This is a genomic window from Bacteroidota bacterium, assembly GCA_016706255.1.
In the GTDB taxonomy this organism is placed as follows: Bacteria; Bacteroidota; Bacteroidia; order Chitinophagales; family BACL12; genus UBA7236.
The window spans coordinates 878,103-902,186 of sequence record JADJJZ010000003.1 but is presented as its reverse complement, the minus strand read 5'-3'; the positions used below and the strand labels follow the sequence as shown (position 1 = coordinate 902,186).

Sequence of the window (24,084 nt, the reverse complement as noted above, 5' to 3'; positions counted from 1 at the left end):
TTATTCTAGGCGATTAATAAAATACCAAAGTTTAATTATTTTCAATCTAATATTCTAATGGAATTAAAATATCTGTATTTATATTAATTGAATGAGAGTAATTAATTTTACTCTGTGGATCATAGATATATCCTTCAACATATTTATCATTAGTTCCATAAACCCTGACACAAATTATAACGGCTTTCTCACTTAAGTTCACCCATTCACCCTCATATAATGGTGGTTCCGCCCCTAGTTTTAATTTAGCAAGTGTCGGCGCCTGTAAGATAGCTTTAGTAAAAGGGCATTCCCAATATCGTATAGCGGAAAATGACTTATCTGAAATTATAAATAATTTATCCTGAAGTGTATCAAGGCATTGAACAGTTAAATATCCATAATGCCCAAGATAGTTTGTTGTGATATTTTCATCAATTACTTTAACAGGGATTCTTTCATTTAATGTAAAACTGGTTGCACGATATTTATTCGGACCGATCTGGGTATATGTTTTAATTTTCCGAGGATAAATATGGTCCCTTTCGTTGTCAGACCTATTCGGCTTTATATAACCTTCAGTGCCTTGGAAATAAGGAGGATTTAATTTAGTAAATGGAGAGTAAATACACGCATTCAAATTAACTTTGTAGGCATTTGCAGCTTCTATCTGATTTCTTTTTTCATCATACCTCACTTTTAGTTGGGAGCCTAGCATAAGTATAAATATGATAAAGAATATAATCTTAAAAAGTTTCATGGCATTGATTTTTTCATCGCCTGTTCATAAAAAATATAATACATAATTTAACTTCTTGTATTTTTATTTGATTACAATCATTTCAAAATTGTCAATTAGATATATTCTGCCAATACTTCATCATCTCCTTCGCCGCCAACTCCTCATCCACCTTTATATACTCCAAAAACGCTTTCTCCGTCTTATGTCCACTAATCTTACGTATCAATAACGAAGGTACACCTTTTAAAAATTGGTTTGTGCAAAACGACCGCCTGCAGGTATGCGAAGAAACCAACTCCTACTTTTCGAAGGTCTTTTCAATGGTCTTGGTTCCTTTTTTAGTCGGGATCACAACCTTTTCGGTAAAATCTGCCAGTTTCAATATTTCATTGAGTTCCCGGTTATAATATTGATTGCTGATCTGGAAAACGGAATGGTCCGGTTTTAGAGCAAGCGAATTACGTACAATTCCTTTACCAGAGTTTGAAATTTTTGAAACTTAATTAACTGAATATTTCGGTCATACTGCAATTAACTCGATAATTTATTGGAGTTCCGTTTGAATGGTGATTAAATTCAAGGTAAGGAAAATCAGTCGCCATTTTCACAGTTAGATCAATGCTGCCTACCTTTTCCATACTTGGACTTAAATTTATTCTACCAGATTTGATTTGCCCGGATTTTAAATATCCATAGTGGCATACTAATGAGGTGTCTTCTTTGAAGCAGAAATCTAAAATGGTAGGTAGTCAAATAATGTTTTAAGCTCCTTCAACCGAAGTTTTAAGGCTCCGCCGATTGTAATAGTTCCAGTAGTCCATCTTCCTATTTATTTTATAAATAATCTTATTTCTTAGAGATATAAAAACTAACTATTGCCTTGATTATTAATAAAATCAGATAACTTTTTTAGGTCTTCGAAAAAGGCATTGTCCGAAAATCTTGACCTTCGTGTAAATCTAATAGGAATTACTCCTTTATCATAGATTGAAGGTTCAGGTCTAATAATAAATGAAACATCTTCCATTCCTAATATTTGGGTAATTCGAATTAAACATTGCTCAATAGATTCAGCATCCAAAGAAATTCCTTTGATACTAAGGTTATCTTCGAAACTTTTCAACAAATCTCCTCGCTTAAATTCAATTATTACCATTTTTTGTATTTTGTAATTTCGGTAAAATTAAATAAGATTTTATATAAAACATAACTCCCAACCGTTCAATTCTTTTGATCTTGTTTTTCCGATTGTTCCCGGGGTTGCTATCCATATTTTTACACTTCCTAGCCTGACTGTTAGAAAACCTCGTTTTTTAGTGGTATACATACCTGATTGCAATTTTCAAATTTGGAATTTTATATTCCTAATTTATTATGATTGTGTGGGTTATTCAAATATTAAAAGGGATTTACAACAATTTAGACACGATAAAATAGAGAATAACTAAATTAAAGTTAACAAAGATCTTATTATTTTACCCGAATTGAATTATTTGCCGTTAAGTCCGAATATTTCATCACCTCCTTCGCCGCTAATTCCTCATCCACCTTTATGTACTCCAAAAACGCCTTCTCTGTCTTATGCCCGCTAATCTTGCGCATCAATAATGAGGGTACTCCCCTAAGAAATTGATTTGTGCAAAAAGACCTTCTACAAGTATGAGAAGATACCAACTCCCACTTTTCGAAAGTCTTTTCAATGGTCTTGGTTCCTTTTTTTGTAGGTATCACTACTTTTTCTGTAAATTCGGACAGCTTTAGGATTTCTTTGAGTTCCCGGTTAAAGTAATGGCATATCATCTTTACAACATCAATTATGATGAAACAAAAATAATTGATCCGAAGTTGACTGAATTTGATTTTGCAAAATATAATTTTAGTTAACTATAGAATATATTGAAAAGAATAGTTGATAAAATTTGGGATCATTAATATTTGATTCTAAGGAAGGTTTATAATTTCTTCATCCGGAATTAATGAAGAAATCTCTGAAGCCTTATTAAAAATCCCAATATTGCCAAATATTTCCTCGTCTGGCTAGTATTGCCCGTTTGCAAGTAGCGTAATAGGCAAAAATTTGAAAGTAACATTGCGCTTTAAACGTACATTCCAACCTGTGATCTTCTCATAATAATTTAGTTTAAACAAGAATATTTTTTAATAGGGACGAATTGCGAAGCGCCGCATCAGCCGATTTAAGGGCGCTCAGGTGATTTTCAGCCTCTTTACGCGAATTGCACCAACTTTTAACTGAAATACAACAAATATTTAGCGACGTTAATTTTCATCGGCACTTACCTACTTGCATTTTTACCACTATATTAAATTTTTACAAATTTTGAATAAAATACTTTTGTAGAAGTTTGGATTATTAAACAGTAAATTCCATTGGAAACTTTTTCCATATTAATGAAATCATTTTCTACATATACTAAATCTGTTACTTTTTTTCCAAATTGATCTATGACTTCCACGTAAACTTTTTCTTCGGTAAAAATCTGAGGAAGATCAAAAGTAAATCCGTTTTTTACAGGATTTGGATAAACGGAAATAGGATTCGAATAATCTTCAAAAATAGTAAGCGGATTATCCAAGGAGAATTTTCCAAACCAAGAGCAATCACTTGTCACATGTAAAGGCCCTAGAATAAATAACTCATCATTTTGCACCAACCCTTCTATATATCCACTTAGGGAAGCATTTTGAAGTTCTGCCGGAATTAGCACGGGATAATTAAATATCCCGAAATTATTTAGACAGTCATAGTCCAAGCATCCGCTGGCATAGATAATTCCATTCCCACCATCTATTAAATCGACTCCAAACGTTGCTATAGGCTCACTCCAAACACCATCCTGATACCTTGCAATATAGGTCATACCATCTTCTAAATTCCAACCATATGCATATATGTATCCGTCCGACATTTTCTCAGTGAATTTAAGGTAATTAGGAATAATAATATTAAGTGGATCATCGATTTCAATAAGTTCATCAGTAGAATAGTTATATTCATAAATACCCCCACCTACTCCAGAAGAAACAAACCATACCAACCCAGGTTCAGGGACAACCATACTGGTCATTCCATATTCTTCAGAAAACGGAACATCTACTAAATAAACCGAATCACCATCATAATAACCAAAGAAAACATTCTCTTCAAAACCATTCACACTTTCAATTTGTCCACCTCCGAAATAAAGAAGGTTATGTGTTGTGTCAACTGCTAACTGAATATCATCAAGCTCCATATCCATATTCTGGACTTCCACATATAAACCATCAAGGTTTGACCACGAGTCAATAAATTGTATACCAACACTGCCTGAGGCAATCATTTTATCATCATATTTTACCAGGTCACTGATAATAAAGTCTTCTGCATAATAAAGTATTGGTGGTTGTAGTGGAATGATAATTTCTCCTTCTTCAAGTAGCAATATTCCCTTAATATCCAGGTAACATTCAGTTGAAGTAAATGTCCCAATTATTGCACCTGTATTCTGATCTGAATACCTTAATGTCGCATCCCCAGCAGCTGGTGCGCAAGGGATACATTCCAAATAATAATCTAGTGTAATTTGCGAAAAACTCCAGTTTGAGAGTAGCAATAATAATAGTATATTGATTGTTTTCATAGCATGTAATTGGTTATTAATTTAATTCCTCTTCTTTTGAAATTCAAGTCAGGTTAGCAAAAATATTATAAAATAGGTGAAAAAACAAATAAAAATTCTACCAAATTGCTCAAAACTCATATTTTTGATTATAAATCTGAGCAAAATGGAGAAATTATGATGAATTGGAATCAAATTAAAGGAAGTATGCAAAAGCTATAAAATTATTAGCTAGGATAAATTAAGTAGTTTTCATAATTTCAATATCGCATCATCCCCTTTTCAGCAACTCGGCATTCCTTTTTATATATTCTAACACTCCTTATCCGTCTGCTACCCGCAAATCTTTCGTCTTTTATACATTGTCCGGTATAATGCAGGTGATAATTCTGTTATTTCTCCTTTTTGAATCCCATACTCAAACTAGAGAAAATTACTACCATCAACCCATAAAATATTCTTTAAGGTAATATTTCCTTTTTTATTCTTTCTAATTAGTGTAGGATTCTTCATTTTTTTATATTTATGGTTTTAACTACACCATTTAACAAATTGCCCCCATGTGATAGAGCATTTAATTCCGTTTAAATGGATTTGTCTATTAAAGTCCGCGTCACATATTCCAATACTTCATCATCTCTTTCGCCGCCAACTCCTCATCCACCTTTATATATTCCAAAAAAGCCTTTTCTGTCTTATGTCCGCTGATCTTGCGTATCAACAATGAAGGCACTCCCTTCAAAAATTGATTGGTGCAAAATGACCGCCTGCAAGTATGCGAAGATACTAATTCCCATTTTTCGAAAGTCTTCTCAATGGTCTTGGTTCCTTTTTTTGTGGGGATTACTACTTTTTCGGTAAAGTCGGCCAGTTTGAGTATTTCTTTTAGTTCCCGGTTAAAGTATTGGTTGGTTATCTGGAATACAGAATGATCTTCATATTTGCTCAATACGGACTTTAAACGGGCTGAGATAGGAATAACTACCATGTCCTGCGTTTTGATGGTGCTGATGCGGATAAAATTCTCTTTTAGGTGGTTTTTAGATAGCCGTGAGTAATCGGAAAAACGCAATCCGGTTTCTGCACCAATCAGGAAGAGGTCACGGATAATTTCTTTTTCCGGTTTTTTGCTGAGGTCAAATTTATGTAAACGTTCCAGTTCTGCTTCATTCAGATAAACGGAAAAAGCTTTTTCACTGAGTTTTTTCATAAATCGGAGGTCGGTATGCGGAATAATTTCGCGGCGTATACAATTATTCAAGAATGCTTTCAGGTTTTTTGCGTGTTTGCCAACGGAATTAATTTTCAGGCCTTTGCCGCCTCTTTGATTTTTTACTTCTGTTTTCAGGTAGGTCAGGAAATCATCATAGGTTGAAGGCTTTGTAATTGTTGCAAAAGACACTGTAGTTTTGTTAAACTCTTCAAAATCCTGTAAGTATTGTTTTAAAGTTCCATAGTCCGAAATTATACCTTTTGATATTCTTGATTTAGCTGTTTCAACATATTGGTCAAGTATATCGTAAAAGCCATTCACTTTAGGAGCATTTAATAATACATCTGTTTTATACTTTTCAATTACAAAGTTTATGGTAGGATCTTGCTTTAGCATCAGAGCATCATCTATAATTTTTTCCAGTTTTAATTTCTGAGATTTCAAAAAATCATTTATTTGTTCTTCGGCAGGATGAGAGGGTTTTACCTTTTGTTTGTCTTCACTCCAAAAAGCAGGTTCTATGTATTTTCCTGTCTTTAATAATGTTCTTTTTTCACGGTCATAAGAATACTGAAAGTAGATCGGAGCTGTGCCGTCTACTTTTGTGGTTTTGTTGCGGATAATTGTTTTTATACTTTTCATTTTGTCGAGCATTTGTCGAGCAAAGGTAGGTTAAACGATGTCAGACATGCAATTCTAAACCTAAAATAAAATCATATTTTACTGATTTACAGTAGTTTATGTAAGAACAAGGAAAACGACATTAATATTTGATAAGTCCCCTACGGGCTACAACCATTTATTAAAAAGACCAATCAGCATTTTGCTTATTGGTCTTTTTTGAGTTGATATTAAAATTGGTTGATTTTCATTCTGGTTCCCTGACACGTCAGCACTACGGCTACAACCATTTATTAAAAAGACCAATCAGCATTTTGCTTATTGGTCTTTTTTTTTACCCTTAAAACAAAAAATATGGTAGTGACTGTTTATGCACTTAAAAACAAAATCAATGATGAAATTTATGTCGGAATTTCTACTGATCCGGAACGAAGGTTAAAAGAACATAATTCCGGAAAAAATCGATATACTAAAGCATTTAAACCTTGGTCGATTTTTTATACTTAACAATGTGAAGGATTTGAAGCTGCACGAAAACGTGAAATTTATTTTAAGTCTGCGGCTGGCAAAAGAAAATTAAAAAACAATTATTTTTGGAGAAACAATAGGTTATGAAAACACTTTTATCCTTAATTTCCTTAAGCTTGATTACCTATCAAGCTTCTTCACAGATGGTTGATGATAATGCATTTATCAAAACTAATTTGGTTGAGGTAGCTATTAATGAAAATGGCGCATATATTACCGACACAGTTCCGGAAGGCTATATTTTACTGGATAATCCCAATCCGGCTTATGGCATTATTGCGGATTACGACATGAATGGCTGGGATATGGGTAGCCCGGCTTATAGCGGTGATTTTGTGGCCCCGGGGACTCCTGTTGAACAATGGGGGTTAAGTTGGAATGGGGATAATTTATATAATGGCGCATCTGGTTTTGCTGATATGCCGGGCAGTATTTTTAGTTATTCGGCAAACGATGACAGCATTACTGTTGAATGGATTGCAGATACTACCGATGTTATTATAAAACAAACAACAACAGCGTATGCTAATAAATTATTTTTCCTGACAAAATTGAAACTAATAAATATTTCGCCTGATACATTAGAAAATATTTATTATGTGCGATTAATTGATCCTGACAATGAACAAATGTGGACAGGTGATTATGCCACCGAAAATGGAGTTAATGTTGATTCTAATTATTCTTATGCTAAAAGTTTTACTTATGGTCTATTTCTGGGTATGGTAGCCGGCGACCCTCTTGCTCGCGGATCTTATGGAAATTTTCAATTGACTGATAGTGATTTGGATGATCCATTTTGGGGTACCGGTGGGTTTTCAATCGTCGGATCGGAGGGAGGAGATATTTCAATGCAAATGTCATTTTATAGACCTGAACTTGCGCCCGGCGATTCTGTTGAATTTATTTTCGCCTATGTGTTTGCTCCTGCAGCAATGGAAGAAGCATACCTTGCAACACTCAACAATGATTATATCGTGGAGTGTTTACCTGACACAACAATTTCAGCTACGGCAATTACTACAACAACTGCAAAAATATCATGGACCGCTGAACTTGCTCATGTTTATAAAATCATTTATACCAACCTAGTTTCTGGAGAAACAGATACCGCTGATGCGCTTGTCAGTCCGCTCATTTTACATGACCTTGAACCATGTACTGCATACGAAGCATATATGGTTACCGAATGCAACGATGAACTTACACCTTCTAATGTAGTAACTTTTACTACAGATTGTGTAATTCCAATTAATGAATTATCAAATCATGCATCTGGATTTGAAATTTATCCAAATCCGGCAAATGCTATTATTAATTTAACATGGAATAATAATTTAAATTCAGATTTCACATTTATTGTTTTTGATATTATGGGAAAACAGTTGCTCAGTAAAACAGTAAAATCGAATTCACCGGATAATATTTTAAGTATTCCTGTTGATCAACTTCCTGCTGGCGTTTATCAAATTGCAATTTATAGTGGTAATGCAATTAAATCGCTTAAATTTATTAAATCGTGAAATAAATTAAATTAATTAATTTCCAATTAAATTAGCATCGCTTCGTCAAATGAACTTGACATCAATTATGCATTTTTAATTTTGTTAATAAACCAAATTGAAATTTCGAACTCCGAATCGCGTTAGGGATTGAAGTGGAAAGCCCACAGGAGCTGTAACGCAGTGGAAGCGACGAGGACTTGGAACGAAAAGCCCGGCCCCTATAGTAGATTAATAATTTGCGGGGGCAAATTATTAATCACTATAGGGGAAACGCCCAAAAAATAATTTTATTCTTGAGGTAAATTAATAGTCGTATCCAACTTCAACCCTACACTATCCGTTACCTCATAAAATTGAAATAAACTATCTATAAAATGTTTATTCATTTGTGCCGGTTGTTGTGTGTTACGGTCTTTACAAATAATGAAATTGAATACTATTAATAACGACCATAATAAAATGCGAATAAATTTATTTTCATTGGATGAATTTCGGCCTAAGGGTGGCTCGGGTCGGGCATTTGGACGCGGGTCATCGTAGACTTCATGGTAATATGCGCTTGGATCTGGTTGGTCGTTTTTGTGTTGCTCGTGTTGTGCAAGCACATGATCGTAAATAGCTCTTTTATTTGGACTGGAGAGCACCTCATACGCTTTTGCGAGAAATTTAAATTTTTCCTCAGCATTTTTATCGCCGGGATTTAAATCGGGATGGTATTGCTTGGCTAACCTGCGATACGCGGATTTAATTTCTTCCGGAGTAGCATCTCGCTCAACTTCTAATAGTGTGTAAAAATCCATGGGTGTGAATCAACAGAGGCAAAAATAGCCGTTTTATACAAATCTTGACAAAACTTTTCGCTAAAAAACCTCCGGGCAAATTATTAAATATTAACTACGCTCACATTCCAAATAATATTGCCAGCTCTATCCCAAAAGTGGTATAATTTGTTTTTTGCTCACCCAGATAATTGGCAAGTCTTTTTTCAGAAATTGTATAAAAATTATAGTCAGTTAATCCGTAAATATAATATCCGGTTAAACGCAAGCGGTTGCCATCATCTTCATTAATATTTACATAAAAGCCGGATTGTGCTTTTAGGGCAACACTATATCCCCTAAAAATATTAAAATCGGTAGAAGGTAATGATTCAAGGTATTGTTCACCATTTCCATCTCCTGAAACATTACTTTTTCCCGTTGCAGAATTAATTACAAAACTTCCACCAATAAGGAAAAAGTTTACCGGTAAATAATTAGCACCAAAATAATAGGTGATGTCGTTGTTTATGTAAAACAACAAATTAGCCGTATCTGAACCAATTTCATCTGCAGACCTGATATACCCTCCTCCGGCATCAAATTCTGTATGATCGCCGCCAAACACCATTCCAACGGCAAATCCGCCACCTGAATTAATATCGAGTACATCATTTATATGCAAACTGTCCGACATTACCTGAAAATAATTTGTTAACTCAGGCCTTGTGGTTTGTGCATATTGCAAACTTAATTTAAATGATGCATTGGGTTGTGCGAGTGCAATATTTGAGCTAACAATAAATAATAAGCCGATAAGAAATTTTTGCATGTTGAATGTATGAATTATTGAGCAGAAGTGCACAAAGTTATTATATTTTGATAAATGTGCCTGAATTAATTAAATTTTGGCTATGAATTCGGATAAAATAAATTCCGGAAGGAGCCGAAGTCATATCAATACCGGACTGATTAAATTGCTCATTTATATAAATACATTTTCCTGTTATATCAAATACAGCAACACTTTCAATTTTTTGTGGGCAGTCTATGTGTAATGTATTTTGAACCGGATTAGGATACAACATTATTTCCGAATCATTTTGTAAAGATTCTACAAAGGTTGTTGCATTGCCATATTTAGCCAAATATCCTTCTACTTCATAATCGTCTGGCAGAAATGGAACAAAGCTGTAAATAATTTCTGTGTCAGTTGTAGGATCAATATCTATTGAATCGGAAAAATAATTTGTGATTAATAAATTATCCGCATCATCAATAAATATATCATTGCTATACCATCCATTACCGCCATCATAAAACTGTCCTGCATCCACGAAATTACCAACAGCATCAAATTGCATGATAAAACCATCATAATCATATGGAGTAGCTGCATACGCTTCTGTTGTTATCATAAATTCTGCAGCCGATGGATCAAGATCTACTGTGCCAATCAACTCTCCTAAAACAAATGCGTTGCCTTCATTATCTGTTGCAACTGCAGTGCACTGTAATTGGCCTGTTACATCCCATTGATAAGCCCACTGAAAATTGCCATCACCATTATATTTTGCAATCATACCACCCTCAGTTCCGTCTTCTCCTGAAATAGCATATACATCTGCAGAAGGGTCATAATCAATCGGATTATCTCCACCTGCACGACCAACACAAATTATATTTCCATCATCATCAATCGACATATCAGTTAAATTTACTCCACCATAACCCGTATCAACACTAATTTTAAAAGCCCATACTAAATCTGCATCTGTGGTATATTTTGCAATAACCATAGCACCTGCTTCATTTGAATCGAAAATAAGGTCAGCTTCACTGAGATCAAAATCTGCACTTACATTATTTATCATTGCCATGCTGATAACCACATTGCCATCCGGATCAGTTTCCAAAAAAATAGGACAGGGCAACCCTGTTGCTTTAATTGCATGCACCCAAATTAAGTTTCCTGCAAAATCATATTTAGCGATAAAATCATCTGTGGGGCCCAGGGTTGACATAAAATATTCAGCAGCAGAAGGATCAAAATCAGTAATGCCGCCCATATTACCTACAATGAAAAGATTGCCTGCATTATCAACCTCAAAATCATGTATAATAACCGCATCTGTTGATCGAAGGTTTTTCACCCACATCGGTGACCCTTCCGTGTTATATGCAGCGATAAAAGAAGTAGCCATGCTTAAACTTGCGGGTATAAGAAAACTAGTATCACCTGGTTTAAGGGTGAGTGTATCAAATGCTTCCGCAATAACATATACCAAACCGTTGTTAACCTGAACACGTGGAGCCATTAAATTACCTGCCGGTGTTATAGAACTATCATGTACACTAATCGTATTCATCCATTGCAAATTTCCTTCCGGATCCATTTTTGTTATCATTAGACCACCTGTAGACACCAGTGTTGTATCTATTCGTATAATCAAAATTTAAAGTATCAAAAAAAACTGCAGAAAAATAAATATTAAGTTCGTCATCAGCATATACATGGGAATTACCCTGATCATACCCACACATTGCTTTATACCATGATGGTGCAGCTATTTGATTATATGCCGTTCCAAATGTAATTAATGAAATCAGCAACGTTGTGGTAATTTTCTTCAACTTAGTGTATTTTGAATATAAATATAACATTTTTAGCGAACTCCCTATTTATGCCGATAGGTTAAAACTGCTTAAAACAGGGTATCAGATATTTGGTAAAAGTATCTTTTAATGCCATTTGAGTAAACTTTTAACCAACCTTTTTGTTTAAGTAAAAATACAACAAAATTAATTTTTAAGCTTGAACTGAAATACGCATGAAATATACCATATTAATTATTTTTATATATGTTGGATGTTTGTTACCACACGGTAAATTATATGGTCAGAATCAAAATAATAATTGGTATTTCGCCACTGCCGGAATAAATTTTAACGGCCCCTCCCCTGTTGCCATTACTACCAGTGCGATGAGCAATTTTGAAGGTTGCGCCACTGTTTCTGATAAATTTGGTAACCTGTTGTTTTATACAGATGGCGTGAGCGTGTTTAACCGGGAAAACAATGTTATGCCTTCCGGAACTGATCTAGTTGGAGACAACTCAAGCAGTAATTCTGCTGTTATTGTTCCAAAACCGGGTGATCCAAATAAATATTACATTTTTACTACCGAATGTTATTACCCGTTAACGGGATTACATTATACGCTCGTAGATATGTGTCTTGATGGTGGATTAGGTGCTGTTGTAAATGCAGAAAAAAATGTGTTTTTAACGGGACAAACACCTGAAAAAGTTACCACGGCATTACATGCAAATGGAAAAGATGTATGGGTATTAACGCATGGTTGGAATGATAATGAATTTCGTGTATTTCTAGTTACTGCCGCAGGTGTTGATCCAACTCCTGTAAATACAGCCATCGGTCCTGTGCATGGTCCTGATTTTTTTCAAAGTGTTGGCTGTATGAAAATGAATCGCGACAATAATAAATTGGCAGTTGCGGTTGAAATAAGTGGCAACCGAATTGAATTATATGATTTTGATAATGCCACCGGAATTGTGAGTAATGATATTGTTATAACAACGCCACATTCAGCTACCGGCTTAGGTCCCGGAAATACAGTTTATGGTGTAGAATTTTCTCCCAACAACAATTTTATTTATACCTCAAGTTGGTTCGATGATAATATTTATCAAATGGATATTACCAGTGGTGATGCTGCATTGATAGAAGCCAGCGCAACAGTTATTGGAACAACTTCAGCTACGGCAAATGTAGGTGCATTACAAATTGCACCCGATAATAAAATATATGCCGCAACGCAATATAAAAATAAAGTAGGTGTAATTAATGCGCCGGATGAAGCCGGTATTGCCTGCAATTATGTAGACAATGGCTTTAATTTATCCGGAGAAACGGTATACGCCGGCCTTCCCGCTTTTGTGCAAAACAATGAAATATCTTATCAGCCGGAATTTGAATTATTTGCTGCATGTGCGGGTGGAGCTGCACAATTTAATTTCACCACTGACGCTGTTTATGATGCTGTTACATGGAATTTTGGTGATCCTGCAACTATTGATGATAATTCTAATTTATTTAATGCAACGTATATATACTCAGACACCGGAACATATTTAGTTACTCTTATTTTTACAATAGGTTGTTTCACTGATACAGCTACTACAGAGATTATAATTAATAGTGGTGAATTATTTGATTTATTACCTGCTGATTCAATAGTATGTAATGAAGTTTTTACTTCCATTAATTTAATTGTAACTGCACCAATTTCGGATATTGAATGGAGCAACGGCTCAACCGTTGCAGATATTGAAGTTTCGGCAGATGGTATATTATGTGAGTGGAGTTGATGATTGTGGTATATTACAATCAGATACTATTGTTGTTGATTTTATAGATTGCGAAATTGATACGATTGATAATACTGACCCAACAGGTTGTTTTATACAATTCCCAAATGCATTTTCTCCAAATGGGGATGGCTACAATGAAGTGTTTAATGCCGTAACCAATAATAATTGTAATATCGAAACTTATACATTACAAATTTATTCACGCTGGGGAGAATTAATTTTTACAAGCACGGATGCTAATATTGGGTGGGATGGCAATTTTAAAAATATACCCCAGGAATTAGGAGCTTACATTTATGTGGCACATGCAACTATTGATACAATGGATATGCAACAATCGGGAACGGTTACCTTGTTGCGATAATTATATTCATAAATCATTACTTAAAAACAAGCTGTAATTCAGGTTTAATCTAGCTAACACAGCGCTTCCTGATTTTTAGTCCGTGGTTCATCATCTTGCACACCACATAAAAAACCATTATCTATGCAGGGATAATGATAGCAGCTAATCAGCAAATAAAACGATTTTTAATACATGTAGCCTTCTGGATATTCATTTTTATGTATGAAATGGATTACCTGTTGGACATTTACAGCTTGCAAACAGCAATTTTACTTTCCTTGTTCGAATTGGCCTGTTACATGACTGAAGCGTACATTAATCTGGGGGTATTAATTCCTCGATTTGCGGCCAACGGTAAATGGAAGGTTTATGTAACTACAATTTTCCTATTACTAACGGGCATTTATTGTGTTTATCTGTTTTCAGGCCTTGGCAATATGTTATTGGCGGAAAACACCGGTCGTGCATTGCTAACCTTTTTTATTAATCATGCGCTGTTTATTCTGATATCGTTTTTATATTGGTATGTAACCAAATATGAAAAAGAAAAACGGCGTTCAATTGAGCTTGAAAATCAAAAATTAAAATCAGAACTGGAATTATTAAAATCGCAGTTGAGTCCGCACTTTTTATTTAATACGTTAAACGGAATTTACAGTTTAATTTTAATCGACCCCACCAAGGCTGCCACATTGGTAGATAATTTATCTGTTGTGTTGCGCTATAGCATTTATAGCCCAAAACTCAATCAGGTCAAGCTAAACGAAGAAGTTGAGGTAATTCAAAATTATCTATTATTACAACAGGCGCGATTACAAAATGGTGGTACAAATATCGTTTTTACAACAAATGCAGATACTTTTGATCACGAAGTACCACCACTGCTATTACTCACAATTGTTGAAAATGCATTTAAACATAGTGACATATTTGAAAATGAAAATGCTTTTATTAAGATAATTTTAAACGTAACAAATCAGGAAATGTTATTTACTGTCAGCAATTCCTATCAACCCAAAAACAGTCATCCGGGTATTGGCCTTGATAATATTAAAAAACAGTTGACTATTGCCTATCCAAATGCGCATCAAATCAGTATACAAGATGAAAATCATAAGTATTCCATTCACATAAAATTATTACATGGAACAGCATAAAATTCGTTGCCTTGTAATTGATGACGAACCTTTGGCTCGTTTGTTAATAGAAAAACATCTTTCTACCCAAACGGATTTTGTGTTAATCGGTGTATGTAAAAACACAATACAGGCAGAAACTTTACTCGAGACAAATGAAATTGATTTGATTTTTTTAGATATCAATTTACCTAAAATCAGCGGCATTGAATGGGTGAAAAAATCGCAAACTTTACCTAAAATAATCATCACAACTGCCCATCCGGAGTACGCCGTTGAAGGATTCGACCTCGATGTTGTAGATTATATCGTTAAACCTGTAACAGCAGAACGATTTTCGAAGGCACTTAACAAATATAAATCATTAACAAACAAACAAAACGATACAACAGAACAAACATCAATTGCAATTAAAAGTAACGGCATTTTACAGCGTATCCCTGTGAGAGATATTGTATTTGCCGAAGCTGTTCAAAAATATGTCCGCATTTATACTGTTTCCGGTGTTTTCGAAACACTTATGCCATTATCGCAATTAGAAAAAACAGTAAATAATAATTTGTTTTTCAGATGTCATAAATCGTATTTAGTGCAGTTAGATAAAATCAGCGGCATTAAAGGTTATACCATATTTGCCGGATCTTACAAGGTGCCTGTGAGCCGTGGTTTGAAAGCTGAACTTACCAATTTGATGAATAAAAAATAACCGATATTTACCATTCATACCCAAAATATTACCATTCCCGAAAAAGCAGCATATTTAAAAAACCACATACCTACCTTTAATAAAAAAGCGTATGAAAAAGATATTATTGATAATGATGTGCCTCACAATAGCACAAATGGTTAATGGACAAGCTCCTACTTACACCCTTCCCGGTGAAACTTCACAACACGAAGGCACTTGGCTGCAATGGCCACATCACTATACTTATGGAATGACGTATAGAAACAGACTGGATCAAACATTTATTGATATGACGGCAGCGCTCGTTGGCTCTGAAAAGGTATTTATTGTGGCCTATAATAATACCGAAAAAACAGAATTATCGATTTATTAAACACAGCAGGAATTGCTTTAGGAAATGTATTTTTTTATATCATTAAAACGGATGATGTTTGGTCGAGAGATAACGGTCCGATGTATGTTTATAATGCAGCTAATGAACTGGTAATTTTAGACTGGAAATTTAATGGCTGGGGTAATGATACACCTTACTCAAAAGATGATAAAGTGCCCCAACGTATTTCCGAAAAAACGGGAATTTCAAGAGTGAATTTATCGGCCATGGTTTTAGAAGGCGGAGCAGTAGAAGTTGATGGTGCAGGAACTTTTTTAGCAACCCGCAGCAGTATTTCAGGCGACAGCAGAAATCCGTCGCTTACTGAAGCTGATATCAATAATTATTTAGAACAATATCTTGGTGTATCAAATATTATATGGCTCGATGGTTTATATGGTGGTGCATTTGATATTACCGATACACATATTGACGGCTTTGCAAAATTTTTAGACAGCACAACTTTGGTAACCATGAATTCAACAGATTTAAATTACTGGGGAATTTCTTCTACTGATATTACTACATTAATGAACGCTGAAAACGCATATGGTGCTGTTTATAATAAAGTATATCTACCCTTAACCAATAAAAATGTTAAAACAACATGGGGTGCAAGTGTAGGATTTAAATCTTCTTACAATAATTATTATGTAGGTAATAACGTAGTGCTTGCAACAACATTTAATGATGTAAATGATGATGATGCGCTGGCTATTTTAACAGATTTATATCCTGATAAAACAGTGATCGGAATCGATAGTCGTAACTTATACTTTTATGGTGGTATGGTACATTGTGTTACCCAGCAACAACCCGTTGGCCTGCCATTAAAAGAATTTGTTCATTTTGATGATGGTGATGTTGATACACAAATTTCAACTACCGTTTCACCTAATCCGGCTTCAACAACAACTCAACTTGTAATAAATAGTGCAATTTCCGGTAAGGCTGTGATTGAAATATACGCTTTAAATGGCATGCTAATTCAACAAATTGAAGTTGCTGAACTTGTGGCAGGAATGAATATCGTAACTCTTGATGTAAGTAATTTTGAAACCGGTAATTATATCAGTATTGTAAAAATCAACAATCAGCGTAGCAAAGGAATTATTATTTCTGTAGCGCATTAAACGTTAAAATTGTATGAAATTGGGATGAAATAGTATTTCTATAGCTATTTCATCCCAATTTTGCAATGACCCACATCTCAACCCTTATAAAAAGGTTGACCTACCTTTGTGGCATGTTTTCAGGCCTTATTCAAAAGTACAACGTTCCCGGTCCAAGGTATACCAGTTACCCAACTGTTCCTTATTGGGATGGAGAAAATTTTAACTATCCCGAATGGGAGCATTTACTCATCCGTTCATTTCAAAATTCAAATTCTACTGAAGGTATCAGTCTATACATACATTTACCTTTTTGTGAAAGTTTATGTACGTTTTGTGGTTGTAATAAACGTATTACAAAACAGCATCAGGTTGAAACACCCTATATCGAAACGGTGTTAAAAGAATGGGAATTATACTGCAATTTATTTCCTGAAAAACCAATTATTAAGGAATTACATTTAGGAGGCGGAACACCTACATTTTTTAGCGTAGAAAATTTAGCGCAATTAATAAACGGTATTTTTTCGCGGGCAACAATAGCCCCTCAACATGAATTTAGTTTTGAAGGACATCCGAATAACACAACAAAATTACATCTGGAAAAACTATTTGAACTTGGATTTAACCGTGTGAGTTTTGGTGTGCAGGATTACAATGAAAAAGTGCAACAGGCTATTCATCGCATTCAGCCTTTCGAAAATGTTGAACGCGTTACAAAGTGGGCTCGCGAAATTGGATACCAAAGTATTGGTCACGATTTAATTTTTGGTTTGCCTTTTCAGTCGGTAGATGATATTTTAAACACCATTAATAAAACGAACCGGTTGCGTCCCGACCGACTTGCATTTTACAGTTATGCGCATGTGCCTTGGATAAAAGGTAATGGACAAAGAGGTTTTAATGAAGCGGATTTACCGCGTGATGAAGAAAAAAGACTATTGTATGAAATCGGTAAAAAACAGTTATTGGAATTAGGTTATGTGGAAATTGGTATGGATCATTTTGCGATACCTGAAGATTCGCTTTTTGAATCGTTTAATACAGGCAAATTACATCGCAACTTTATGGGTTATACCGGTTCAAAAACACAATTAATGATTGGACTGGGTGTTTCAGCAATAGGTGATAGCTGGTATGCATTCGGACAAAATGAAAAATCGCTGGAAACGTATATTGAAAAAATTCAGGAAAATACACTGCCAATTTTCCGCGGCCATTTGTTAACACCTGAAGATATTAATTTCCGAAAACACATTTTAAATCTGATGTGTCGTTTCGAAACCAGCTGGTCGAGCGAAAATAATTATTTACCGATTATGCATGAAATAACAGCACAATTACATGAAATGGAAACAGATGGATTGGTTGAAATTTATCCGGATAAATTAATTGTTACACCAAAAGGCAAACCATTTGTTCGAAATGTATGTATGGCCTTTGATGTTAGGTTAAGGCGAAATCAACCGGCTACTGAGTTATTTTCTTCAACTATTTAGAGGCTTCGAATTGTAAAAAAAATGTAAATACCTTAGAATTAAGTCCATTTTAGGCGAGTTTTGAACTAAATGCCTTAATTCAGACCTTAATATTAAGGTTATCGTGTGATAGCCAAATGATTGTTTATAATTTTGAAAACTTATAATTCAATAGCATGAAAAATCTAACTATACTCTTTACATCAATTATTGTGCTCACAATTTTCGGATGTTCAAATGAATCTGCAGTATCTGTATTGGCTCCAGAAAAATTCACAGTAGCAAAAAGTGAAGAAAAATTAAACCAAACTAAAGCCGAATTAATTGCATGGAAAGATACCATTTATACAAAACTGGATAACATGGCAAAGCAGGAAAATGCAGCACTTAATCTGCTGTCTACCACAAAAGTTCCTGCAGATAAAACCATTCAGATGAATATTGCAAATGCTGCATTAACCGAATTGGTTACAAAAAGGAATAATATGAAGCAATTATATGCAGTGGTCATGGAGTTGTTGGCTGTTGACGAAAAACGTTTTGCAGATTTTAAAACTCAAGTTGCAAATGGTGCCCTTTCTGATGAAGCAATACAACAAGAATTATCTTATTACAATGTACATTTTAACACTTACCAAAGTGATATCGTAACCTGGAAAAGTGTTTTGCAGGAATTAGAAATAAATTCAAACGGTAATACCAAAACCTTGGAAAATATTATTGCCGGAAATTAAAATAATTCCGAGTATTAATTTTCGAATCAGATTATTTTTAAAAAAGCAATACCGTTACTGAACAATTACCTGCTTCGTAATTACACCGGCATTTCCGGCAATTTTAATAATTACTAATCCGCGATAATTCAAAATTGTATATTGATTTGAATTTCCCTCTGAAATCACATCAAGTTGACGTCCGGTGATATCATAAAATGTTATAATTGTTTCAGTAGTTTCACTTAATTCAACAGAAATTTTACCATCTGTAGGATTTGGATATATTTCAACTTGTATTTCCTGACTGCCCATTTTTAATGGTAAAGTAGTAAAAGTAGCTGTTGGAGAAAATTCAGTATATCCTTCACCACAGTTGGCCCTTATTTTATATTCATAATTGGTTGAAGGCACTAAACCATTCAGGTTTTTTAAATTCGTAAAAGCCTTCACCTTCGTCCAACTCGGTGCACCAACAACGCGGTAATAAATTTGATAAGTTTCTGCACCCGGCACTACATCCCAGTGAATTTTTGCTTTATTTGGTGTGATGTTATCGGCAAATAAATTTTCAGGCATACTGCATACTGAAGGAATACCATAAATTCTTGCAAATTGATTTCTGGTTACTCCATTAAAAGATTTAAAACTGCCTGAAACTAATATATTGCCATCATCCTGCATTTCAGCTACAACCGCGATTGGCACGCCTACATAATTTGGCGGTGATGGAAATTCAACAATGAAATCATCATTAAATGTTCCGTCACTATTCAACAAAGCGACCTGATAGCATGGAGTTCCGTCAATGTTTGAAAAATCGCCGGCAATCAGGTAACCTCCGTCAGCCAGCAAATCAATATCATAACAAGTACCATTTAATCCATCTGTAAAATCAAACGTTGGGTCAATAGTACCGTCGGCATTTAATCTGGCAATATTATGAATATTGGTTCCATTGTAAAATTCCATCCCGGAAATAAGCAACTTATCATCCGCAAGCAAAACAAGATCAGTGGGAATAGCAGAAGGAGGCTCAGTAATATTAAAAGTTGGATCTATTGTCCCATCTAAATTTAATCGCATTAAATATTTTTTTGTAATACCATTATATTTAGTAAATGCTCCGGATAAAATAATTTTATTATCAGATTGAAATATTGCCTTTTGAAAAATATCATTGTTGGGGCCGCTTCCGGGATCAAAGGCTAAATTCAATGAACCATCAGCATTCAGTAAGGCAATTTTTTTTCTCGTTACACCAGCAACCGAACTGAAAAATCCGGCAATAAATATTTTTCCGTCAGCTGAAACGGCTATTTTATATACATCATCATTTGGTCCGCCAACCGGAGCAAAACTTAAATCTACTGTTCCATCAGCATTTAGTCGTGCAATACGCTTTCTCAACAATCCATTTACCTTAGTAAATTCTCCTGCAATATATAATTTACCATCTGGTGTTTGGTTAATATCTAAAATATATTTCTGTACGCCATCTGACTCCAGCGATACATGAAATGTCGTATCAATAGTACCATCTGCATTTAAGCGAACAATATTATCAACAGGGTATTTATCATAAAAATCAAAAAAGCCAGCTATAATTATTTTTTGGTCCGGGGTAATTACGAAATCATATATAACATTCTGCCCTCCATAAATTCCCATAAGCGGGAAATCAACATCTTCAACCGATCTATCAGCATTCAGATGAACAAAATGTGTACGTAATTTATCGTTAAATGTTTTAAATGGGCCACCTGCTACTGCAGTGCCATCTGCAAGATAAGCGATATCATAAATAACTGTTGAAAGATATTGTAATGAAAATGGCACGAGATAGGTTTTATTTATTGACCCATTACTATTCAGAATTATTGTGTTAGTTGTTAACGAGCCATTATAACTTCCAAATCCACCTGAAACTAAAATGGTATTTTCAGGGGTAATACTTAGGGTATTAAATGTTGCACCTACCGGAAATCCGATTCCGGAATTGAATGTAACGTCAACAATTCCATCAGCATTTAACTGAACAATTCCATTAGCGGGAGTTCCGTTAAAATTGGTGAATTTACCTGTCAGTAAAATAGCACCATCATTTTTGATAGCAATTTTTGAAATATAATTTCCGCTTATTGCACCTGCGGCATATCCCACTGCTGCAATAAAAGGATTGTCTTTTGCGCCATTCGTTTTTAAGCGCATTACATTATACATCGAATCAACACCAAGCGGCCCGTAAAATAATCCTCCAATAATTAATTTACCATCCGACTGTAAAGCCATATCTTTTATATCAGAGGTTTGTGAAATACCCAGATTAATACTAAATGATGAATCGCGTGAACCATCGGTATTCATGCGCACAATCATATCTTCCAAATAAGCCGGTGTTTCCAAATAACTTCCTGAATAAAGTATTTTACCATCCGGTTGCAACGTAAGATTTTCCGGTGGGTAAAATAATCCTAAAGCTGTCGTATTAAATGTCGGGTCATATGATCCATCTGCATTTAATCTTACAATTAAACTACAGGCATGTCCATCATAACTCATAAAATCGCCGCTTATCACAATTTTATTGTCAGCAGTAACCAACATGTCAGTAATATTACAATCCGGAAATCCGGAACCCGAATTAAATGTTGGGTCAACAGTTAAATCAGGGTTCAGACGCACAATTTGATGCGCCACAGTACTGTTAAACGTTTGAAATTCACCCGCCAAAATAATTTTACCGTCACTTTGCACTACAATTTTGTTTACCGTGTTGTCAGCATACCAGCCACATTCAAATGAAAGGTCAACATTACCCGGCGTTTGGGCTATTATTAAATTGTTTGTCAACAATAGGATTAAGGTGAAAACGAGGAAGTTTTTCATATGTTAAGTTTGAGTAAAAGTATTCATCAAATACTTACCAATATAGACTTTTTTCACGAAATAATTGTGATTTTAGAAGGAATGTGGTTAATCCAATAAATTGATTGGACCAAATAAACCAATAAAAATAATGATATCAAAAACACTTACACATAAAAAAAGCCACCTTCCCCAAGGTGGCTTTTCATACCTGAGCGGCATGTATCGAAATTATTATTCTGCGATTTGTGGTTCGGGTATACTGTTCAAATATCCCTGTTCTGCTAACATTTTTCCAGTTTCGAAATAAGCCTCTATTGCTTCCGGCTGAAATGTATTTAATCCATCTACATATCGGTTATACATGCAAAATGACGCGGCTATTAAAACGGCATCGTGAATTTCCAATTCAGTTGCACCTTCGTTTTTTGCGCGTTCTATATCTTGTGGTGTTACCAATTTACCATCCTGCTGCACTTTTCCTGCAATATTTAACAGCGCTTTTAGTTTTGATGATACCGGTGCCGATTCAAAATCTTCAAGGACCTGATGTACTAAACCTATATTTCCATCTAAATGATGCGCCGCAGCAGCACCATGTGAACGAAAACAAAAAACTGTTTTATTGCGGTAAGAGGTAAATGCTGCAATCATTTCACGTTCACCACTACTTAAAGAAGATGGTCCGCGTAATAATACCTCAACCAGTTGATTCATTGGTTTTGCAGTTTCCGGACGAAATATCATTGGTCCGATAATACCCGGAATTCCCTCCGGTAATGTAATGTATGCCATATATTTATGTTTAGTTAATAAATTAATTTGATGCATGTGGTAAATTCATAATTGCTTCAGCCATTTTAGTGCCTTCAATTCTTGCAGCAATTTTTGCAAAGGCAATATCCTGAGCTGTAGACCTGTCATCCGCAAATGGTGAAAATCCACAATCATCAGTAGTGCCTAATTGTTCTACAGGAATAAATTCAGCAGCTAATAAAATCGTGTCGCGCACTTCCTCCGGTGTTTCAATTTTCGGACTGATTACATTGGTAACACCAATAAAAACTTTCTGATTAGGTTTAATATTTTTTCTGATTAATTCCAATACATGAATTTTATCTTCCTCAGCAGCAAATTCAAGATAAAAATTAGTTGCATGTAAATTAAATAGTGACGGTAATAAATCAGCGTAATCAATATCTGCGCTATGTGTGGAATCATGATCTCCGCCCGGACAACTATGCACACCAATTCTTTTTTTATCTGCATCACTAAACCGGTCAATCACCTGATTATTTAAATCTATAAATGCATTTAGTACACCTCCTGAAGGATCTAGTTTTAATGCAAGCCTGGCTTCTGTAAAGTCAATCTGTACGTTGGCTGCACCGGCTTCCAGACACATTCTGATATCGCGTTCTGCTTCGTTGATTAAATCTGCAATAAATTGTTCACGCGGGTAATCCGCAATACCTTCAGCAGGATAAATTAAACTGATAGCTGATGCAGAAATAACTGCTTGTTTTAATGGTGAATTTGTTATTTGTTTTGCGAAGTTGAGATATTGTGCAGCATAATTATTATATTTAAAAGGACCACTCACCAATTTAGGTAATTGCCTTGTATGTCCGTCTGCAAACGGAATAACAGCACCATCATTCGATAAATTTTTTAATCCGTGTAAAGGGTAAGTCACAAAACTTGGTTTACATTGTTCTCCATCAGTAATAATAGTTGAACCGGTATCATGAAATTTATGAATTACCAACTTTGTTTCATCTATTAAAATGTTATTAAAATCAGTATCGGATAATTCACCGGCCGCATTTTTTTGCATGGCATCCAATAATTTTTGTGAACGTGGTACACTGCCAATCGGCTCTGTTGAAATTTTAATCATAGTGGTTTTTCTTTTAGTATGTCGAACGAAAGTAGACATGCCTGCTTAACCCACCTAATGATTTACGTTTCATTAACAGAATTCAAAATACATTTACAAATTAACATTTT

Annotated in this window: 18 protein-coding genes and 2 pseudogenes; 9 read left to right on the top strand and 11 right to left on the bottom strand. The window is 34.7% G+C overall.

Going from position 1 to position 24,084, the window contains the following annotated elements; all coding sequences use genetic code 11:
* Positions 1-46: 46 nt before the first annotated feature.
* The 4 genes from IPI65_05675 to IPI65_05660 all read right to left on the bottom strand — a co-directional run bounded on the left by IPI65_05675 (position 47) and on the right by IPI65_05660 (position 6,196).
* On the bottom strand, positions 47-739 hold the full coding sequence (locus IPI65_05675; protein MBK7441016.1) for a hypothetical protein: 693 nt from the start codon (positions 737-739) through the stop codon (positions 47-49).
* An 850-nt stretch (positions 740-1,589) separates the two neighbouring features.
* Complete coding sequence (locus IPI65_05670) at positions 1,590-1,877, bottom strand: hypothetical protein (protein MBK7441015.1); 288 nt, start codon at positions 1,875-1,877, stop codon at positions 1,590-1,592.
* 1,165 nt (positions 1,878-3,042) lie between these two features.
* Entirely contained in the window at positions 3,043-4,362 is a 1,320-nt protein-coding gene (locus IPI65_05665) for a T9SS type A sorting domain-containing protein (protein MBK7441014.1), read from the bottom strand.
* A 592-nt stretch (positions 4,363-4,954) separates the two neighbouring features.
* A complete protein-coding gene (locus tag IPI65_05660; GenBank protein MBK7441013.1) occupies positions 4,955-6,196 on the bottom strand; it encodes a phage integrase SAM-like domain-containing protein in 1,242 nt (413 codons plus the stop codon).
* 333 nt (positions 6,197-6,529) lie between these two features.
* On the opposite strand from IPI65_05660, the pseudogene IPI65_05655 reads away from it, so the two are divergent.
* Positions 6,530-6,790: pseudogene (locus tag IPI65_05655) on the top strand (GIY-YIG nuclease family protein).
* Positions 6,787-8,226 (top strand): T9SS type A sorting domain-containing protein, encoded by a 1,440-nt coding sequence (locus tag IPI65_05650; GenBank protein MBK7441012.1) that lies wholly within the window; start codon positions 6,787-6,789, stop codon positions 8,224-8,226. The pseudogene IPI65_05655 and the gene IPI65_05650 overlap by 4 nt, the downstream one beginning before the upstream one ends.
* Before the next feature lie 269 nt (positions 8,227-8,495).
* On the opposite strand, the gene IPI65_05645 is transcribed toward IPI65_05650, so the two are convergent.
* The 4 genes from IPI65_05645 to IPI65_05630 form a co-directional block, all read right to left on the bottom strand.
* Positions 8,496-9,008 (bottom strand): J domain-containing protein, encoded by a 513-nt coding sequence (locus IPI65_05645; protein ID MBK7441011.1) that lies wholly within the window; start codon positions 9,006-9,008, stop codon positions 8,496-8,498.
* Positions 9,009-9,108: 100 nt separating this feature from the next.
* Positions 9,109-9,798, bottom strand: a complete 690-nt coding sequence (locus IPI65_05640; GenBank protein ID MBK7441010.1) for a hypothetical protein — start codon at positions 9,796-9,798, stop codon at positions 9,109-9,111.
* 40 nt (positions 9,799-9,838) lie between these two features.
* Positions 9,839-11,362, bottom strand: a complete 1,524-nt coding sequence (locus IPI65_05635; protein ID MBK7441009.1) for a T9SS type A sorting domain-containing protein — start codon at positions 11,360-11,362, stop codon at positions 9,839-9,841.
* The gene (locus IPI65_05630) at positions 11,322-11,600 is read right to left on the bottom strand and encodes a hypothetical protein (protein MBK7441008.1); all 279 of its coding nucleotides are present in this window, start codon (positions 11,598-11,600) and stop codon (positions 11,322-11,324) included. The genes IPI65_05635 and IPI65_05630 overlap by 41 nt, the downstream gene beginning before the upstream one ends.
* Before the next feature lie 197 nt (positions 11,601-11,797).
* On the opposite strand from IPI65_05630, the gene IPI65_05625 reads away from it, so the two are divergent.
* The 7 genes and pseudogenes from IPI65_05625 to IPI65_05595 all read left to right on the top strand — a co-directional run bounded on the left by IPI65_05625 (position 11,798) and on the right by IPI65_05595 (position 19,227).
* The gene (locus IPI65_05625; protein MBK7441007.1) at positions 11,798-13,357 is read left to right on the top strand and encodes a hypothetical protein; all 1,560 of its coding nucleotides are present in this window, start codon (positions 11,798-11,800) and stop codon (positions 13,355-13,357) included.
* Positions 13,332-13,724, top strand: coding sequence for a gliding motility-associated C-terminal domain-containing protein (locus tag IPI65_05620; GenBank protein ID MBK7441006.1), 393 nt, complete (start codon positions 13,332-13,334; stop codon positions 13,722-13,724). The genes IPI65_05625 and IPI65_05620 overlap by 26 nt, the downstream gene beginning before the upstream one ends.
* Positions 13,725-14,005: 281 nt before the next feature.
* The gene (locus tag IPI65_05615; GenBank protein ID MBK7441005.1) at positions 14,006-14,863 is read left to right on the top strand and encodes a histidine kinase; all 858 of its coding nucleotides are present in this window, start codon (positions 14,006-14,008) and stop codon (positions 14,861-14,863) included.
* On the top strand, positions 14,850-15,548 hold the full coding sequence (locus tag IPI65_05610; GenBank protein MBK7441004.1) for a response regulator transcription factor: 699 nt from the start codon (positions 14,850-14,852) through the stop codon (positions 15,546-15,548). Before IPI65_05615 ends, IPI65_05610 begins: the two co-directional genes overlap by 14 nt.
* Positions 15,549-15,639: 91 nt before the next feature.
* Positions 15,640-16,727, top strand: a pseudogene (locus IPI65_05605) (agmatine deiminase family protein).
* A gap of 422 nt (positions 16,728-17,149) precedes the next feature.
* The gene (hemN, locus tag IPI65_05600; protein MBK7441003.1) at positions 17,150-18,514 is read left to right on the top strand and encodes an oxygen-independent coproporphyrinogen III oxidase; all 1,365 of its coding nucleotides are present in this window, start codon (positions 17,150-17,152) and stop codon (positions 18,512-18,514) included.
* A 155-nt stretch (positions 18,515-18,669) separates the two neighbouring features.
* Entirely contained in the window at positions 18,670-19,227 is a 558-nt protein-coding gene (locus IPI65_05595; GenBank protein ID MBK7441002.1) for a hypothetical protein, read from the top strand.
* Positions 19,228-19,281: 54 nt separating this feature from the next.
* Here the strand turns inward: IPI65_05595 and IPI65_05590 are convergent, their stop codons facing one another.
* From IPI65_05590 to IPI65_05580, 3 genes are all read right to left on the bottom strand, one after another.
* Positions 19,282-22,095 carry a T9SS type A sorting domain-containing protein gene (locus IPI65_05590; protein MBK7441001.1) on the bottom strand — a complete coding sequence of 938 codons (2,814 nt, stop codon included), beginning with the start codon at positions 22,093-22,095 and terminating at the stop codon, positions 19,282-19,284.
* Positions 22,096-22,308: 213 nt separating this feature from the next.
* Entirely contained in the window at positions 22,309-22,869 is a 561-nt protein-coding gene (locus IPI65_05585; GenBank protein ID MBK7441000.1) for a carboxymuconolactone decarboxylase, read from the bottom strand.
* A gap of 22 nt (positions 22,870-22,891) precedes the next feature.
* A complete protein-coding gene (locus IPI65_05580) occupies positions 22,892-23,971 on the bottom strand; it encodes a cobalamin-independent methionine synthase II family protein (GenBank protein ID MBK7440999.1) in 1,080 nt (359 codons plus the stop codon).
* Positions 23,972-24,084 lie beyond the last annotated feature (113 nt).